The sequence below is a fragment of the Streptomyces sp. NPDC029044 genome, assembly GCF_040637495.1.
GTDB lineage: Bacteria > Actinomycetota > Actinomycetes > Streptomycetales > Streptomycetaceae > Streptomyces.
The window spans coordinates 14,879-31,852 of record NZ_JBEZWN010000030.1; the positions used below are offsets into that span (position 1 = coordinate 14,879).

Annotated in this window: 15 protein-coding genes; 4 read left to right on the plus strand and 11 right to left on the minus strand. The window is 72.7% G+C overall.

Going from position 1 to position 16,974, the window contains the following annotated elements; all coding sequences use genetic code 11:
* The first annotated feature begins 3 nt into the window (after window positions 1-3).
* Window positions 4-1,317: an MFS transporter gene (locus AB0E85_RS23190; RefSeq protein WP_361930248.1), complete on the plus strand. Its 1,314-nt coding sequence runs from the start codon at window positions 4-6 to the stop codon at window positions 1,315-1,317.
* A gap of 15 nt (window positions 1,318-1,332) precedes the next feature.
* On the opposite strand, the gene AB0E85_RS23195 is transcribed toward AB0E85_RS23190, so the two are convergent.
* The 6 genes from AB0E85_RS23195 to AB0E85_RS23220 form a co-directional block, all read right to left on the minus strand.
* Window positions 1,333-2,325 carry an adenosine deaminase gene (locus AB0E85_RS23195; protein ID WP_361930251.1) on the minus strand — a complete coding sequence of 331 codons (993 nt, stop codon included), beginning with the start codon at window positions 2,323-2,325 and terminating at the stop codon, window positions 1,333-1,335.
* A 20-nt stretch (window positions 2,326-2,345) separates the two neighbouring features.
* Window positions 2,346-3,251: a ribonuclease Z gene (locus AB0E85_RS23200; RefSeq protein ID WP_361930253.1), complete on the minus strand. Its 906-nt coding sequence runs from the start codon at window positions 3,249-3,251 to the stop codon at window positions 2,346-2,348.
* Window positions 3,252-3,257: 6 nt separating this feature from the next.
* Window positions 3,258-3,611 (minus strand): histidine triad nucleotide-binding protein, encoded by a 354-nt coding sequence (locus AB0E85_RS23205; RefSeq protein ID WP_361930256.1) that lies wholly within the window; start codon window positions 3,609-3,611, stop codon window positions 3,258-3,260.
* Window positions 3,612-3,709: 98 nt separating this feature from the next.
* Window positions 3,710-6,901 carry a S41 family peptidase gene (locus AB0E85_RS23210; RefSeq protein WP_361930258.1) on the minus strand — a complete coding sequence of 1,064 codons (3,192 nt, stop codon included), beginning with the start codon at window positions 6,899-6,901 and terminating at the stop codon, window positions 3,710-3,712.
* Window positions 6,902-6,946: 45 nt separating this feature from the next.
* Window positions 6,947-7,492: a hypothetical protein gene (locus AB0E85_RS23215; RefSeq protein WP_361930260.1), complete on the minus strand. Its 546-nt coding sequence runs from the start codon at window positions 7,490-7,492 to the stop codon at window positions 6,947-6,949.
* Window positions 7,493-7,541: 49 nt separating this feature from the next.
* Window positions 7,542-7,934, minus strand: coding sequence for a VOC family protein (locus tag AB0E85_RS23220; RefSeq protein ID WP_361930263.1), 393 nt, complete (start codon window positions 7,932-7,934; stop codon window positions 7,542-7,544).
* Window positions 7,935-8,109: 175 nt separating this feature from the next.
* Here AB0E85_RS23220 and AB0E85_RS23225 point away from each other — a divergent pair, with 175 nt between their 5' ends.
* The gene (locus AB0E85_RS23225; protein WP_361930266.1) at window positions 8,110-9,741 is read left to right on the plus strand and encodes an IS200/IS605 family accessory protein TnpB-related protein; all 1,632 of its coding nucleotides are present in this window, start codon (window positions 8,110-8,112) and stop codon (window positions 9,739-9,741) included.
* Between the two features lie 6 nt (window positions 9,742-9,747).
* On the opposite strand, the gene AB0E85_RS23230 is transcribed toward AB0E85_RS23225, so the two are convergent.
* The 4 genes from AB0E85_RS23230 to hrcA form a co-directional block, all read right to left on the minus strand.
* Entirely contained in the window at window positions 9,748-10,488 is a 741-nt protein-coding gene (locus tag AB0E85_RS23230) for a 16S rRNA (uracil(1498)-N(3))-methyltransferase (RefSeq protein WP_361930269.1), read from the minus strand.
* On the minus strand, window positions 10,485-11,558 hold the full coding sequence (locus AB0E85_RS23235) for a nitronate monooxygenase (RefSeq protein WP_361930271.1): 1,074 nt from the start codon (window positions 11,556-11,558) through the stop codon (window positions 10,485-10,487). Before AB0E85_RS23235 ends, AB0E85_RS23230 begins: the two co-directional genes overlap by 4 nt.
* A gap of 191 nt (window positions 11,559-11,749) precedes the next feature.
* A complete protein-coding gene (gene dnaJ, locus AB0E85_RS23240; RefSeq protein ID WP_033306348.1) occupies window positions 11,750-12,886 on the minus strand; it encodes a molecular chaperone DnaJ in 1,137 nt (378 codons plus the stop codon).
* The gene (gene hrcA / locus AB0E85_RS23245; RefSeq protein ID WP_033306349.1) at window positions 12,886-13,902 is read right to left on the minus strand and encodes a heat-inducible transcriptional repressor HrcA; all 1,017 of its coding nucleotides are present in this window, start codon (window positions 13,900-13,902) and stop codon (window positions 12,886-12,888) included. Before hrcA ends, dnaJ begins: the two co-directional genes overlap by 1 nt.
* Before the next feature lie 170 nt (window positions 13,903-14,072).
* On the opposite strand from hrcA, the gene AB0E85_RS23250 reads away from it, so the two are divergent.
* Window positions 14,073-14,804: an MBL fold metallo-hydrolase gene (locus AB0E85_RS23250; protein ID WP_361930275.1), complete on the plus strand. Its 732-nt coding sequence runs from the start codon at window positions 14,073-14,075 to the stop codon at window positions 14,802-14,804.
* 31 nt (window positions 14,805-14,835) lie between these two features.
* Entirely contained in the window at window positions 14,836-15,636 is an 801-nt protein-coding gene (locus tag AB0E85_RS23255; RefSeq protein ID WP_361930278.1) for a DUF3097 domain-containing protein, read from the plus strand.
* Window positions 15,637-15,738: 102 nt separating this feature from the next.
* Here the strand turns inward: AB0E85_RS23255 and hemW are convergent, their stop codons facing one another.
* Window positions 15,739-16,971, minus strand: a complete 1,233-nt coding sequence (gene hemW / locus AB0E85_RS23260; protein WP_361930282.1) for a radical SAM family heme chaperone HemW — start codon at window positions 16,969-16,971, stop codon at window positions 15,739-15,741.
* Window positions 16,972-16,974: the final 3 nt, after the last annotated feature.

Consider the following 16,974-nt stretch of genomic DNA (forward strand, 5'->3'; position numbering starts at 1 on the left):
CCCGTGTTCGCCCCCCGCACCACCCCCTGGCCCCTCGTCGCCCTGTTCACGGCCGGGTACCTCGCTCCGTATCTGCTGCCCACCACCGTCGGCAGGCTCGACTCGGACCTTCCGCTCTCCGCCACGCAGGCCGGCGCCGTCGGCAGTGCCCTGCTGCTGAGTTCGGCCGCCGCCGGCTTCGTCCTGGCCTCCCGGGTCGAACGGGCCGGAGCCCGCACCCTCGCCCGGCTCGGTCTCGCCCTGGCCCTGCTCGGCTACGGCGGCGCGGCCCTGAGCACCGCCGTCCCCGCGGTCGTCGCCGGTGCGGTCGTCGGCGGGTTCGGCTCCGGCACGGCCACCACCGTCGCCGCCACGCTCATCGCCGCCCAGCGCGACCCGCACCGGGCCTCCACGGCCGGGCTGCTCAGCGTCTCCGCCCTCGCGGGCGCCGTGTATCTGACCGTGCCGCACCTCGGGCCGGGGCACGGGCTGCCGCTGGCCGCGATCGCCCTCACCGCCCTGGCGGTCTGGCCGCTCACCGGCCGCCTGCCCGTCGGCGCGCCCGTCACGCCCGCCCGGCACGACAAGGCCCGGCTGCCGCACGCCCGTTCCGGGCTGGTGCTCGCCGCCGCCATGGTGTGCTGGTCGCTCGCCCAGAACTCCCTGTGGGGGGTGAGCGGCCGGATCGGCCTGGAGCAGGTGCACCTGGGCGAGGCCACCGTCGGCGTGGTCTTCGCCCTCGGCCTCGGCGCCGGGCTGGCCGGGGTCCTCGCCGCGGGCGCCCTCGGGGCCCGCCTCGGCCGCGCGATACCGATCGGCGGCGGCACGGTCCTCATCGCCGCCTGCATCGCGCTCAGCGCCTCCGCGACCGACCTGGGGAGCTTCGCCGCCGGCGAGATCGCCTGGAACACGCTCTACCCGGTGGTGCTGTCGTACCTCATCGGGCTCGCGGCCTCGCTCGACCCGCGCGGCCGCTGGGCGGTGCTGGTGGGCTCGGCTTCCTCGCTGGGCACCGCCGCCGGGCCGCTGACCGGCAGCGTGCTGTCGGCGCAGGCCGGGTTCCCCATCATGGGCGCTGTCCTCGGCGCGGGACTGCTGGTGATCGCCCTGCCGATGACCGCCGTCGCCCTGCACACCGGCGGACGTCCGCTGCTGCCCGGCGCGATCCGCCGCCGCGGCGGCCACCCGGCCGCGCTGGTCGCCGCCGCGACGGGCACGCCCACCGGCGCGATCCCCGAGATCGGGGCCCCGGAGCAGCCGGTGGTCCAGATCCCGGTGGAGACCCCGGCCGTCCCCGCCCAGCGTGCCTACGACAAGGCGGGGTCCGAGGTCTTCTGAGGCCTCTACGGGCCCCTACCGGAAGGTGTACGCCTCCACCTCGGCGAGATACCGCGCCCGCAGCTCCTCGTCGTCCTCCAGGAACGAGGCGAGGAAGGAGTTGCGGGCGAGCTCGCGCAGGCGCTCGTCGGTGAGGCCGAGGGTGGTGCGCACGGCGTCGAAGTTGTCGCCGGCGTAGCCGCCGAAGTAGGCCGGGTCGTCGGAGTTGACCGTGCACATCAGGCCGGCGTCCAGCATGGCGGGCAGGGGGTGGTCGGCGAGGGTGTCGACCGTGCGCAGCCGGACGTTGGACAGCGGGCACAGCGTCAGCGGCACCCGGTCGCGCACCAGCCGCTCCACCAGTGCCGGGTCCTCCACGCAGCGCAGTCCGTGGTCGACGCGTTCGACACCGAGGACGTCCAGCGCCTCGGTGATGTACTCCGGCGGGCCCTCCTCACCGGCGTGGGCGACCCGCCGCAGTCCGAGGGCGGCGGCGGCCTCGTAGACCTCCCGGAACTTCACCGGCGGGTGCCCGACCTCGGCGGAGTCGAGGCCGACCCCGGTGATCCGGTCCAGGTAGGGCTTGGCGGCGTCCAGCGTGGCGAGGGCCGACTCGGCGGACTCGTCGCGCAGGAAGCACAGGATCAGCCGGGTGGAGACGCCGTGGTTCGCCTCGCTGTTCCCCAGCGCCCGCCACAGCCCCTCGACGACCGTGCCGATGTCCAGCCCGCGGCTGGTGTGGGCCTGCGGGTCGAAGAAGATCTCCGCGTGCCGCACCCCCTGCGCGGCCGCCCGGGCGAGGTAGGCGTTCGCCAGGTCCTCGAAGTCCCGCTCGGTGCGCAGGACGGCCATGAGCTCGTAGTACAGGTTCAGGAAGGACTGGAGGTCCTCGAACCGGTAGGCCTCGCGCAGCGCGTCCGTGTCGGCGTACGGCAGCGTGACACCGTTGCGCGCGGCGAGCTCGAAGGCGAGTTCCGGTTCCAGGGTGCCTTCGATGTGAAGGTGCAGTTCGGCTTTGGGGAGGAACATCAATTCATCGTACGGCCGTTTCACCGACGCTTCGGAACCGGCACCCTCAGGAGATCGTGGGCCACGGTCAGCTCGCCGTCGTACCCGGCGGCCCGGGCCTGGCGCTCGAACTCGTCGGGTTCCGTATAGCGCTGGCTGAAGTGGGTCAGCACGAGGTGCCGCACGCCGGCGTCCCGGGCCACCCGGGCGGCCTGACCTGCCGTCAGGTGTCCGTGCTCCACGGCGAGTTCCTCGTCCTCGTCGAGGAACGTCGACTCGATGACGAGCAGGTCGCAGCCCTCGGCCAGCGCGTGCACGCCGTCGCACAGGCGGGTGTCCATGACGAACGCGAACCGCTGCCCGCAGCGCACCTCGCTGACGTCCTCCAGCGAGACCCCGCCGAGCGCCCCCTCGCGCTGGATGCGGCCGACGTCCGGCCCCTTGATGCCGTGCGCGGCGAGCCGCTCGGGCAGCATGCGGCGGCCGTCGGGCTCGGCGATCCGGTACCCGTACGACTCCACCGGGTGCGAGAGCTTCCGGGCCTGGAGCGTGTAGCTGTGCGCGCGGGCCAGGGACCCGTCGGCGGCGACCGGGGCCTCGGTGATGCCGACGGTCTCGCGGTAGGCGGTGGCGTACCGGAGCCGGTCGAAGAAGCGCTGCCCGGAGCGGGGGTAGTGGGCGGTGATCTCGTGCGGGACCCTGTCGAGGTTGATGCGCTGGATCACACCGGCGAGGCCGAGGGAGTGGTCGCCGTGGAAGTGCGTGACGCAGATCCGGTTCAGGTCGTGCGCGGCGACTCCGGCACGCAGCATCTGGCGCTGCGTGCCCTCGCCGGGGTCGAAGAGGATGCCCTCGCCGTCCCAGCGCAGCAGGTAGCCGTTGTGGTTGCGGTGCCGGGTCGGGACCTGGCTGGCGGTGCCGAGCACCACGAGTTCACGTACGGACAAGGCGCACTACCCCGGGGGCCATTCGAGGCCGCGGCCGCCGAGCACGTGGCCGTGCACGTGCCAGACCGTCTGGCCGGCGCCGCTGCCGGTGTTGAAGACGAGGCGGTAGCTGTCGAGCTTCTCCTCGTCGGCGACGGCCTGGGCCTCGCGGACCACGTCGGCGGTGAGGGCCGGGTCGGCGGCGGCGAGCGCCGCGGCGTTCTCGTAGTGCGCCTTGGGGATGATCAGGACGTGGGTGGGGGCCTGGGGGTTGATGTCGCGGAACGCGACGGTGGTGTCTGTCTGCCGGACGATCGTCGCCGGGATGGTGCCGGCGACGATCTTGCAGAACAGGCAGTCTTCCTGGGGTTCCCCGGCCATTCGGTTACCTCCGAAGTTCTGGCGTTGCGGTGCCGACGGCATCGTATCGTCGTCGGGTGCGGGTGGTTCGTGGCTGGTCGCGTCGTTCCCCGCGCCCCTTAAGTTGGCAGGCCCGGGGGCGTTTTTGCGGGTGCTGTCTCCAGGCTCTCCAGTGCCAGTCGGATGGCTTCGTCCAGTTGGGTGTCCCTGTCCGCCGCGTAGTCCTGGGGACGCTGGACCACCTCCACGTCCGGGTCGACCCCGTGGTTCTCCACGCCCCACTCGTAGCCCTCCAGCCAGAAGGCGTACTTGGGCTGGGTGACCAGGGTGCCGTCGACCAGGCGGTAGCGGCTGTCGATGCCGATGACGCCGCCCCAGGTGCGGGTGCCGACGACCGGGCCGAGGCCCAGGGCCTTGATGGCCGCGTTGACGATGTCGCCGTCAGAGCCGGAGAACTCGTTGGCGACGGCCACGACGGGGCCGCGGGGGGCGTCCTCCGGGTAGCTGTAGGGGCGCATGCCGCGCGGGACGGCCCAGCCGACGATGCGTCGGGCCAGTTTCTCGACGACCAGCTGGGAGGTGTGGCCGCCCCGGTTCTCGCGGACGTCGACGACCAGGCCCTCGCGGGCGACCTCGACGCGCAGGTCGCGGTGGATCTGGGCCCAGCCGGGGGCCTGCATGTCGGGGACGTGGAGGTAGCCGAGGCGGCCGCCGGACTTCTCGTGGACGTAGGCGCGGCGGTCGGCGACCCAGGCGTGGTAACGCAGGGGTTCCTCGTCGGCGACCGGGACGACGACGGCGTGCCGGGGGTCGCCGCCACCGGACGGGGAGATCGTCAGCTCCACCGGCTTGTTCGCCGTGCCGATCAGCAGCGGGCCGGGGCCGAGAACGGGATCGACCGGCTGTCCCGCGATCGCGACGACGGCGTCACCGGGGCGTACCGCGACGCCGGGGGCGGCCAGCGGGCTGCGGGCGTCCGGGTCGGAGGTCTCGGAGGGCAGGATGCGGTCGACCCGCCAACTGCCGTCCTCGTGGCGGGAGATGTCGGCGCCGAGCAGGCCCTGCCGGGGGCCGTGGCCGTGGCCGCCGCGCGGGGTGACGTAGGCGTGCGAGGTGCCGAGCTCGCCCTGGACCTCCCACAGCAGGTCGACCAGGTCGTCGTGGGTGGCGAGCCGCTCCACGACCGGGCGGTAGCGGTCGAGGACGCCGTCCCAGTCGACGCCGCTCATGTCGGGCCGCCAGAAGTGGTCCCGCATGATGCGGCCGTTCTCGTCGAACATCTGGCGCCACTCGGCCGCCGGGTCGACGAACTGGCGTACCCGGCCCAGGTCGACGGTGATGTTGGAGTCGCTGTCGTCGTCACCGGAGGCGCGCCGGTCGCTGGGCACGACCTTCAGCCGCCCGTCGGTCCACAGCAGCACCCGCTTGCCGTCACCGCTGACCGCGAAGTGGTCGGCGTCGACGGCGAGATGCTCGACGCGCTGCTGCGCGAGGTCGTAGCGCTCCAGCTCGGACTTGGGGTCGGGGTCGTCGGGGGTGGCCCGGGACGCGCCGAGCACACCGGTGACCGGGTGGCGCAGCCACAGGACGCCGTCCTTGGCGGCGCGCAGGTTGGTGTAGCGGGCGGCCTCGACCGGGAAGGGCACGATGCGGTCGGCGAGGCCGTCGAGGTCGATGCGGGTGGTGGGGGTGCCCTCGCTGTCGGGGGTCTCCTCCCGGTCGGGCGTCTCGAAGGACCGGCCGTGCCGCTGCGGCCCGAACGGGGAGGGCGTGGTGGCCGCGAGGGTGATCAGATGCGGCCGGGCGCCCACGACGAAGGCCAGGTCGAAGACGTGCTCGTCGTAGACCGGGTCGAAGGAGCGGGTCGACAGGAACGCCAGGTGCTTGCCGTCCATCGTGAACGCGGGCGCGTAGTCCTGGAAGCGCAGCGGAGTGGCCTCGGTGACCGACAGGTCGGTGGTGTTGGCGAGCTTCAGCTGGCACAGGGGCCGGGGGCCGGGGTGGGACCAGGCCAGCCAGGACGAGTCGGGCGAGAAGACGGGCCCGGACACATCGCCGTCCTCGCTGCGGTCCACCTCGCGCACCTCGCCCGTCTCCCGCTCCACGAGCAGCAGCCGGCCGTCGTGGCAGGCGACCGCGGCCCGGCTGCCGTCGGGCGCCATGGCGAGGTCCAGCACCCGGCCGAGCTGCCCGGCGGCGATCCGGCGGGGTGTCGCCCCGGGGGCGAGGCCGGTGGCGGGCGCGAACTCCAGGGCGTCGTCGCCCTCGGCGTCCGTCACCCACACCACCCACTCCTCGCCGTCCGCGCGGAACGTCCGCGGCAGCCGGGCCCGCACCCCGGGCGTGGCGGCCAGGGCGCGGGCCGGTCCTGCGCGGTGGGTGACCCAGTGCACGGAGCCGCGCACGGCGACCGCGCTGCCGCGCGCGGTGTGGTCCGGGGACGCCGAGCCGAACCAGCGGGAGGCGTTCACCGGGAACGGCTGGAGATCGACGCGCTGCCCGCCCAGCCGCACGTCCAGCCGACGCGGCTCGGCCCCCTCCAGGTCGTCCAGCACCCACAGTTCACCGGCGCTGGAGTAGACGACCCGGGTGCCGTCGGTCGCGGCGTGCCGGGCGTAGAAACCGTCGAGAGGGGTGTGGCGACGCAGGTCGGAGCCGTCGGCGAGGGAGGAGTAGAGCGCTCCGGTGCCCTCGTGGTCGGAGAGGAAGGCGATCCTGTCGCCCGCCCACAGCGGGTACTCGATGTTCCCGTCGACGTCCTCGTGCAGCCGCACGAACTCGCCGTCGCCCTCACGGTCGATCCACAGCTTGCCCGCCGTACCGCCCCGGTACCGCTTCCACCAGGCCGCCTCGCGGCCCATCGGCGCGGACAGCAGCACCGTGTGCGGGCCGTGGGCGATGTCGCCGACGGGCCCGTACGGCAGGGTGGTGGCCGGGCCGCCGTCCAGCGGGACGGCACGCGCCCAGGTGCGGCGCAGGCTCGCCTGCCCCTCGGTGCTGATGGCCAGGACCTCGCCGTCCGGGGTCCAGCCGCGCACCTGCGTCTTGAGACTCCCCCAGTACGTCAGCCGCTTGGCCGGGCCGCCGTCGACCGGGGCGACGAGCACCTCGGGGGCGCCGTCTCTGGTGGAGGTCCAGGCGACCGTGGTGCCGTCGGGCGAGATGCGGGGGTGGGTCACCGGCATGTTGTCGGCGCTGACCCGCCAGGCCCGGCCGCCGTCGAGCGGGGCGAGCCACACGTCGTCCTCGGCGGTGAAGGCGACCAGGTCACCGTGCACATGGGGGAACCGGAGGTAAGCAGACGATGTCACCTGATCACCCTATGCAGGGACGACGCCGCGCGGACAGGGTTCGGATCACTTGCCCTCGACGGGGCGGCAGTCCGGGTACTGCTCGCACCAGATGGTCTGGGTGACGGTCACCGTGGCGGTCGGCCCGGGCTGCCCGGCAGGCGGCCCGCCGACGGGGGGCGGACTGGTGGAGTCGCAGTCGCCGAGTCCGTCGACCTCGAACCACACCTTGCCGTCCACCTTTGCCGTGATCTTCCCGCGCACGCACGCCCCGTCCACCGCGTGGGTGACCTTGCCGTCGACGGTGATCTCCTTGCCGTCGTCGGTCTCGCCCTCGCAGTCGACGGTCGCGACGGTCCGCTCCCGCGCCGAGGGTGACGACTTCCCGCCGCTCTCCCCGTAGGAGGCGGTGCAGGTGAGCCAACGCACGTCCGCCTTCTGCCGGTTGAGCTCCTTGGTCACGGTCTCGTCGGTGGTGTACGCGACGGACGCGGAGCTGATGCTGCCCGGCTCGCAGGCGACGGCGCCGCCCACCGCCACCGCGGCGAAGGCCGCCGCGACCGCCACCCGCCGACCGCGCGGCCCCAGTCGATACCTCGTCGAAGCCCCCATGGAGGGGAGCCTGCCACTGACGGAGGCCGCGCGGTAGGGCGCAAAGGCGTCAGCCGCGCAGCAGCAGCCACTCCTGGAGCTCCACCAAGTTGCCCTCGGGGTCCTTGAGATGGGCCACCCGCATGCGGTCCGTCATGGGCACCGGGCCGTGCAGCACCGTGGCGCCGCGCATCGTGATCTCCTCGCAGTACGCGTCCAGTCCGTCCACCCGCAGCACGACCAGGGAGCGGTGGCCCGCGGCCGCGTCGCCCAGTTCGTCGAGCACCCGGGCCATCATCGACCGGTCCTGCAACGCGATTCCCGCGGAGCCCACGGCGGGGCTGAACTTCTCGTAGGGACCGTCCGCCGCCCCCGACTGCGGTTTGAGGCCGAGGACCTCCCCGTAGAAGCGGTAACAAGCGGCGAAGTCGGTCACGAGCAGACGAACCTGTGCGAGCTCCACAGTGCCTCCAAGGGGGTGAGTGCTGCTGTTCCATGTCGTTGTCGCCGGCCTTGGTCCTGGAGTTGTTTCCGGCGCGAACTGATGTCCTTGCATCGAATGCGTGACCTTCGCGGGTGACACTCGTTTGCCATGGCGAGAGAACTGCGGGGGTGCGACCGGGCAAGGGGTGACAGGGATGGGCAGGCTGAGGAGTGTCGCCGCGCCGTTCGTCGCGTCCGGTCCCTGTGGTGTGGCCGTCCGTGCCCGCCTCAAGCACCTGACACCCGGCGAAGAGGAGGTACTGCGCCTGGTGGGCGGACATTTGGGGTCGCTGGCGTCGAAGGATCTCAAAGCGCGCTGCCGGGACGGTCTCGAACACTCGGCTGAGGCGTGGGCAGTGCGCAAGCGGGAGCTGACCCCGCTCTCGTCGTCGCGGTGGGCGGGCAGTATCACCAAGGCCACTCATGACCAGTGGGCACTGGCCCGCCGCTGCCAGTTGGCGCACATCGAGAACCTCAAAACGGGCGTCCGCACTATCGAGCACCGCTTGTCGCTGCCGGTCGGGCAGAAGGGCACGAAGAAGGCGCCCGGGGGTTACCGGTCCCAGCGGGAGAGGCATGCGAAGTCGCGGCGGCTGCGTGCCCTGGCACATCGGCTGAGTACCGCGCAAGCGGATTGCGAGGCCGGCATCGTGCACGTCGTACGCGGCGGCAAGCAGCTGGCCCGCACCCGTCACCACTTGGACAAGGCCGGGCTCACAGAGTGCATGTGGCGCGGGCGTTGGGAGGCGGAGCGCTGGTTCTGTCAGGCCGACGGCGAGTCCGGCAAACGCTACGGCAACGAGACGATCCGCATCACCCCCGACGGTGAGGTGAGCATCAAACTCCCCGCTCCGCTCACGCATCTGGCCAACGCCCCGCACGGCCGGTACGTGCTGGCCTGTCGGATTGTCTTCGCGCACCGGGGCCGCGAGTGGGCCGACCGTGTGGCGGCCAACAGGGCAGTCGCCTACCGCATCCACCGGGATTTGGAACGCGACCGCTGGTACGTGACCGCCGCCTGGCAGATCCCGCCCACCCCCACCCTCCCGATCGAGACCGCCCTCGCCCACGGGGTGATCGGTGTCGACATGAACGCCGACCACTTGGCCACCTGGCGCCTGGATGTCTATGGCAACCCAACCGGCAGCCCACGCCGCTTCTTCTACGACCTGACCGGCAGTGCCCACCACCGTGATGCCCAGGTACGCCACGCCCTCACCCGCCTCCTGCACTGGGCCCAAGCATGTGGCGTGAAGGCGATCGCGGTAGAGGATCTGGACTTCACCGCGGAGAAGACCCGCGAGAAACACGGCCGTAAGAAGCGCTTCCGGCAGCTGATCTCCGGCATGCCAACGGGCCGCCTGCGCGCCCGGCTGGCTTCGATGGCGGATCAGACGGGTATCGCGGTCATCGCCGTCGACCCCGCCTACACCAGCCGCTGGGGTGCCCAGCACTGGCAGAATCCCCTCACCAGCATGACTCGTACACCCACTCGCCACGATGCTGCCGCCGTGGCGATCGGAAGGCGCGCCCAGCAACGCCCGATCCGGCGACGGACGGCACCGCCCCCACCGCACCGGAGTGATGCGGTGGGGCATCGGACCGTCCAGGCCGATCGGCGTGTTCCTGGACGTGAGGGAACCCGCCCCCTCGTCCCCGGACCACGGACACGATCCGTCGGCGCCGGACGCGGAGCGAACGCGGGCAACCAGAACGTCCAACACCGTCCGGGGCGTTCGGCTGAGCATGAGTTCTGGCAACAGGACTCACTCCCGCTCAGTCCCTAGGAACGGTCAGGACCAGCGTCCGGTGCGTGCCAGGAGCACGGCCGCGGCGGCCGTCCCGGCAGTCGATGTGCGCAGCACACTGCGCCCGAGGCGGTACGCCCGCGCCCCCGCCTCCTCGAACAGCGCCAGCTCCTCCGGCGCGACGCCCCCCTCGGGCCCCACGACCAGCACGATCTCGCCGGTGGCCGGCAGTTCGGCCGTGGCCAGCGGCGCGTCCCCGCTCTCGTGCAGCACGGCGGCGAAGTCCGCCCCGGCCAGCAGGGCGGCGACCTGTTTGGTCGTCGCCGCCTGAGCGACCTCCGGGAAACGCACCCGGCGGGACTGCTTGCCGGCCTCCCGGGCCGTGGCCCGCCACTTGCCCAGTGCCTTGACCCCGCGGTCGCCCTTCCACTGCGTGATGCAGCGCGCCGCCGCCCACGGCACGATCGCGTCGACGCCGACCTCGGTCATCGTCTCTACGGCGAGCTCGCCCCGGTCGCCCTTGGGCAGGGCCTGGACGACGGTGACCCGCGGCTGCTCCGCGGGCTCCTCGGACACCGAGTCCAGCTGGAGGATCAGCCGGTCCTTGCCCTCCGTGTCGAGTACGACGCAGTCCGCCCAGCGGCCCGCCCCGTCCGTGAGCACGACGTCCTCGCCGGCCCGCAGCCGCTTCACGGAGACGGCGTGCCGCCCCTCCGGCCCGTCCAGGACGTACCGGCCGCCACCGCCCGCGTCGAAGTGCTCGACGACGAACACCGGCGCGGTCACAGCACGCCCCCGCCCGCCAACGAGGCCCGGGCGGTGGCCAGTTCACCGGCCAGCACCTCGACCAGCTGCCCGGCGGGCAGCTCCCGCGCCATCCGGTGCCCCTGCCCGGCCCACAGCGCCATGCCCTGGGCGTCACCGGCCTTGGCGGCGGCCTTGCGCAGCGGCGCGGTGAGGTGGTGGATCTCGGGGTAGGCGGCGGGCGCGTACGGGCCGTGCTCGCGCAGGAACCGGTTGACGAGACCGCGCGCGGGGCGGCCGGAGAACGCCCGGGTCAGCTCCGTGCGGACGAACAGGGGGTTGGTCAGGGCCCGCTTGTGCAGGGCGTTCGCGCCCGACTCGTGCGTGGCGAGGAAGGCGGTGCCCAGCTGGGCGGCGCTCGCGCCCGCCGCGAGCACACCGGCGATCTGACTTCCGCGCATGATGCCGCCGGCGGCGACGACCGGGATGCCGACGGCCTCGCGGACCTGGGCGATCAGTGACAGCAGCCCGAGGCCGGAACCGTCCGTCTCGGGGACGTCCCGGTGGGTGCCCTGGTGACCGCCGGCCTCGATGCCCTGGGCGATGACCGCGTCCGCGCCCGCCCGTTCGACGGCCCGGGCCTCGTCGGGCGTGGTCGCGGCGGCCAGGACGAACGTGCCGACGCGGTGCAGGGCGTCGACGACCTCCCGGCTCGGGACGCCGAAGTGGAACGACACCACCGGCACGGGGGTGTCGCGCAGCACCACGAGCTTGGCCTCGAAGCCGTCGTCGCGTCCGCTGTCGGGGTCGCCGAGCTCGGCCTCGTACCAGGTGGCCTCGCCGGCCAGCTGGTGGGCGTAGACGTCGACGGCGGCGGGGTCGGCGTACTCCGGCTGCGGCATGAAGACGTTGACGCCGAAGGGCCTGCCGGTGAGGCTCCGGAGCTGCTTGATCTCCTGGTACATCCCGTCGGCGGTCTTGTACCCGGCGGCGAGGAATCCGAGCCCTCCCGCCTCGCACACGGCCGCGGCGAGCTGCGGTACGGAGACGCCGCCCGCCATGGGGGCCTGCACGATCGGGAGGGGGAAGAGATCGGTCAGTGCGGAGGACATGACCGCATGTTGTCACGTCCTCCGCACCACTCCGAAACCGGCCTGCCGACTGGCATAGACCAGAAGCACGCCCGGTGTCAGCGCCCGTTGAAGGCGTCCTTCAGCCGCGAGAACAACCCCTGCCGCCCCGGCTGACTGTGCCCGCCCGGGGGACAACCCCCGGACCCCCGGCAGCGGCCGGACCACTCGCGTCAGCGCCCGTTGAAGGCGTCCTTCAGCCGCGAGAACAGCCCCTGCTGCCCCGGCTGGAACTGCCCCGTGGGGCGTTCCTCGCCGCGGAGTTTGGAGAGCTCGCGCAGCAGGCGTTCCTGCTCGGGGTCGAGCTTGGTCGGGGTCTGGACCTCGACGTGGACGATGAGGTCGCCGCGTCCGCCGCCGCGCAGGTGCGTGACGCCCCGGCCGTGCAGCGGGATCGACTGGCCGGACTGGGTGCCCGGGCGGATGTCGACCTCCTCCATGCCGTCGAGCGTCTCCAGCGGCACCTTCGTGCCGAGGGCCGCCGCCGTCATGGGGATCGTCACCGTGCAGTGCAGGTCGTCGCCGCGCCGCTGGAACGTGCTGTGCGGCAGCTCGTGGATCTCGACGTAGAGGTCACCGGCCGGACCACCGCCGGGGCCGACCTCGCCCTCGCCGGCGAGCTGGATCCGCGTGCCGTTGTCGACACCGGCCGGGATCTTGACCGTGAGGGTACGGCGGGACCGGACGCGGCCGTCACCGGCGCACTCCGGGCACGGGGTCGGCACGACCGTGCCGAAGCCCTGGCACTGCGGGCACGGGCGGGACGTCATGACCTGGCCCAGGAAGGACCGGGTGACCTGCGAGACCTCACCGCGGCCGCGGCACATGTCACACGTCTGGGCGGAGGTGCCCGGGGCCGCGCCCTCACCGCTACAGGTGTTGCAGACGACGGCCGTGTCGACCTGGATGTCCTTGGTCGTACCGAAGGCCGCCTCGTCGAGCTCGACCTCGATACGGATCATCGCGTCCTGGCCGCGGCGGGTGCGCGAGCGCGGTCCGCGCTGCGACGCCGTGCCGAAGAACGCGTCCATGATGTCCGAGAAGTTCCCGAAACCACCGGCTCCGAAGCCGCCCGCGCCACCGCCACCGGCCTGCGAGAGCGGATCGCCGCCGAGGTCGTAGACCTGCTTCTTCTGCGGGTCCGACAGCACCTCGTAAGCGGCGTTGATCTCCTTGAACCGCTCCTGGGTCTTCGGATCGGGGTTGACGTCCGGGTGCAGCTCGCGGGCGAGCCGCCGGAAGGCCTTCTTGATCTCTTCCTGCGACGCGTCGCGGCGCACGCCGAGTACGGCGTAGTAGTCCGTGGCCACTACGACTCCGCCAGGATCTGTCCGACGTACCGTGCCACTGCGCGTACCGCTCCCATCGTTCCCGGGTAGTCCATGCGGGTCGGTCCGACCACGCCGAGCTTGGCGACTGCCTCGCCGCCCGAACCGTAGCCGACCGACACGACGGACGTGGAGTTGAGTCCTTCGTGGGCGTTCTCATGACCGATCCGTACGGTCACGCCCGGATCCTTCGCCTCGCCGAGCAGCTTGAGGAGCACGACCTGCTCCTCCAGCGCCTCCAGCACCGGCCGGATCGTGAGAGGGAAGTCATGCCCGAAGCGGGTCAGATTGGCGGTGCCGCCGATCATCAGCCGCTCCTCGTTCTCCTCGACGAGCGTCTCCAGGAGTGTGGAGAGCACCGTAGAGACCGTACCCCGGTCCTCGTGCTCGAACGCCTCCGGGAGATCCTCCACCAGACTGGGCACATCCGCGAAACGGCGGTTCGCCACACGGCTGTTGAGCCGCGCGCGCAGATCCGCGAGCGAGGCGTCGCCGAAGGGCGCCGGGCAGTCGACCACGCGCTGCTCGACCCGCCCGGTGTCCGTGATCAGCACGAGCATCACCCGCGCGGGCGCCAGGGAGAGCAACTCCACGTGCCGCACGGTCGAGCGCGTCAGCGACGGGTACTGCACGACGGCGACCTGACGCGTGAGCTGCGCGAGCAGCCGTACCGTGCGCGCCACGACGTCGTCGAGGTCGACGGCGCCTTCGAGGAAGTTCTGGATCGCGCGCCGCTCGGGCGCGGTCATCGGCTTGACGCCGGCGAGCTTGTCGACGAACAGCCGGTAGCCCTTGTCGGTGGGGATGCGCCCGGCACTGGTGTGCGGCTGGGCGATGTACCCCTCGTCCTCCAGGGCCGCCATGTCGTTGCGGACGGTGGCCGGGGAGACGCCGAGGCTGTGCCGCTCGGTGAGGGCCTTGGAGCCCACCGGCTCCTCGGTGCCGACGTAGTCCTGGACGATGGCGCGCAGCACCTGAAGCCTGCGTTCACTGAGCATCGCGCACACCTCCAGAAGTCGTCCGCCCGTGTCCTGCCCGTCGAGCCTGGCACTCTGCGCGTGCGAGTGCCAGCATTCCCCGGCCCAGTGTACGGCGGTGGGGTACACCCCCGGCAAGGCTGGTCGTGCGGCGCCGTGCCCCGAGCGGGGCGCACCGCTAGCGTCGCCGTATGACGGTGACTTGGGAAGACCTCGGATGGGAGCGCGTGGCCGCCGGGGTGGGGCGGTGCCGGCTGCCGGTGTGGGACTGCACGGCGGGGCTGGTCGCCGGTGAGGGCGCGGCCCTCTTGATCGACGCGGGGTCGAGCCTCGCCGAGGGAGCGAAACTGGCCGCGCAGGCACGGGCGCTCACGGGCAACCGTGTGACACATCTCGCGCTGACCCATCCGCACTTCGATCATGTCTTCGGCGCCGCGGCACTTCCGGACGCGCAGGTGTTCGGTGCGGTGGGCGTGGACGCGGTGCTGACGCGCGTGCGGGACCGGGAGGAGCTGCGCGAGGACGCGGTGCGCCAGGGCCTGGCGGCGTCCACGGCCGAGGAGGCGGCGGAGCGGCTGGTCGCGCCCGGCCACCTGGTCTCCGGCGAGTGGACGCTCGACCTGGGAGGCGGCCGGCAGGTGCTGCTGGCCAACGTCGGCCCGGGGCACACCGCGCACGACCTGGCGGTGCTGGTGCCCGGTGATCCGGAGGTGGTGTTCTGCGGGGACCTGGTCGAGGAGTCCGGCGAGCCCCAGGCGGGCCCCGACGCGGTGCCGTCGCACTGGCCTGCCGCCCTGGACCGGCTGCTCGGCCTGGGCGGTGAGGACGCGGTGTACGTGCCCGGTCACGGAGCGGTGGTGGACGCGGCGTTCGTGCGGGCCCAACGGGACGCGCTGGCGGCGCGTTTCGGCGTGTCGCGATGATCGCCGTCCGCCTTTCCCTATCGTCATTCGAATGCGCCAGTACTCCGCCGATCTGACCCCGCCGTGGAAGAAGCCGAAGCCGGTGCCCGAGGTCGCTGCGGAGCCGGGCCTGGTGGTGGAGGAGCCGGGGACCGGCTTCTGCGGCGCGGTGATCCGCTGCGAGGCGGGCACGGTGACGCTGGAGGACCGCTTCGGCAAGCACCGGGTGTTCCCGATGGAGCCGGGCGGCTTCCTGCTGGAAGGCAGGGTGGTGACGCTCGTCCGCCCCGCGCCGGGCGGCCCCGCGCGTCCCACCCGCACCGCCTCCGGTTCGGTGGCAGTACCCGGCGCACGCGCCCGTGTCGCCCGCGCCGGCCGCATCTACGTCGAGGGCCGGCACGACGCCGAGCTGGTCGAGAAGGTGTGGGGTGACGACCTGCGCATCGAGGGCGTGGTCGTGGAGTACCTGGAGGGCGTCGACGACCTGCCGTCGATCGTCTCCGAGTTCGCCCCCGGGCCGGACGCACGCCTGGGCGTCCTGGTGGACCACCTCGTGCCCGGCTCGAAGGAGTGGCGCATCGCGCAGTCGGTGACGAGCGAGCACGCCCTGGTCGTGGGCCACCCCTACATCGACATCTGGGAGGCGGTGAAACCGTCGTCCCTGGGCATCGACGGCTGGCCCCGGATCCCGCGCGGCCAGGACTGGAAGACGGGCGTGTGCCGGGCCCTGGGCTGGCCGGAGAACACGGGCGCGGCCTGGCAGCGGATCCTGTCCGGAGTCCACTCGTACAAGGACCTGGAGCCGGAGCTGCTGGGCCGGGTGGAAGAGTTGATCGACTTCGTAACCGCGTAGCGGCGGGCAATCGTGCCGCCGAGGGCGGCACGGGTGGGCGCAGCGGCACCCCGCTACGCCGGGCTGCGAAACCCCCTGCCCCTGGCACCGACGCCGAGAACCTCAGTCCACGAGATCGCGCACCACGCCGTCAGCCAGCAACCTGCCCCGCATGGTGAGCACAGCCCGCCCCGCTTCGTACGGCCCTGCCTCCAGCAACCCGTCCGACAGCGCCCTGCGCGAAGCAGCCAGCCCCTCCTCCCGCAGCAGCGACAACGGCACCCCCTCCCGAAGCCGCAGCTCCAGCAGGATCCGCTCGACCCGCCGGTCCTCCTCCGACAGCACCTCACGCCCGGCCCCCGGCGACCTCCCCGAAGCCAGGGCACCCGCATACGCCCCCGGGTGCTTGACGTTCCACCACCGCACCCCGCCCACGTGGCTGTGCGCGCCGGGCCCGGCCCCCCACCAGTCGGCCCCCCGCCAGTACAGCTCGTTGTGCAGGCACCGCCCGGCCCGCGAGGTCGCCCAGTTCGACACCTCGTACCACTGGAATCCCGCGCCCGAGAGCACCTCGTCCGCGATCAGGTACCGGTCGGCGTGCACGTCGTCGTCGGTCATCGGCACCTCGCCCCGGCGGATCCGGCGTGCCAGCTGCGTCCCCTCCTCGACGATCAGGGCGTAGGCGCTGACGTGGTCCGGACCGGCCCCCAGCACCGCGTCCAGCGAGGCCCGCCAGTCGTCGTCGGACTCCCCCGGCGTGCCGTAGATCAGGTCGAGGTTCACGTGCTCGAACCCGGCGTCCCGGGCCTCCGCGACGCAACGCTCGGGCCGTCCCGGCGTGTGCGTGCGGTCCAGCACCTTCAGCACATGCTGCCGGGCGCTCTGCATCCCGAAGGAGATCCGGTTGAAGCCGCCCTCGCGCAGCGCCGCCAGATACGCCGGGTCGACCGACTCCGGGTTGGCCTCCGTCGTGATCTCGGCGTCCTGGGCGAGCCCGAACTCGTCGCGGACGGCCTTCAGCATCCGGACGAGATCGCCGGCGTCCAGCAGGGTGGGCGTGCCCCCGCCTACGAACACCGTCCGGACCGGCCGCGGGTCGTCGCCCAGCACCTTGCGCGCCAGCCGGATCTCGTCGGCCAGCGTCTCGGCGTAGTTGTCGCGGGAGGCGAGGACGCCGCCGGTGCCGCGCAGCTCGGTCGCGGTGTACGTGTTGAAGTCGCAGTAGCCGCAGCGGGTCGCGCAGTACGGGACGTGCAGGTAGAACCCGAGCGGGCGGTCGGCGGCCCCGGCGAGCGCGGACGCGGGCAGCGTGCCGTCGTCGGGGACGGGCTCGCCGTCGGGGAGTGCGGAAGGCATGCC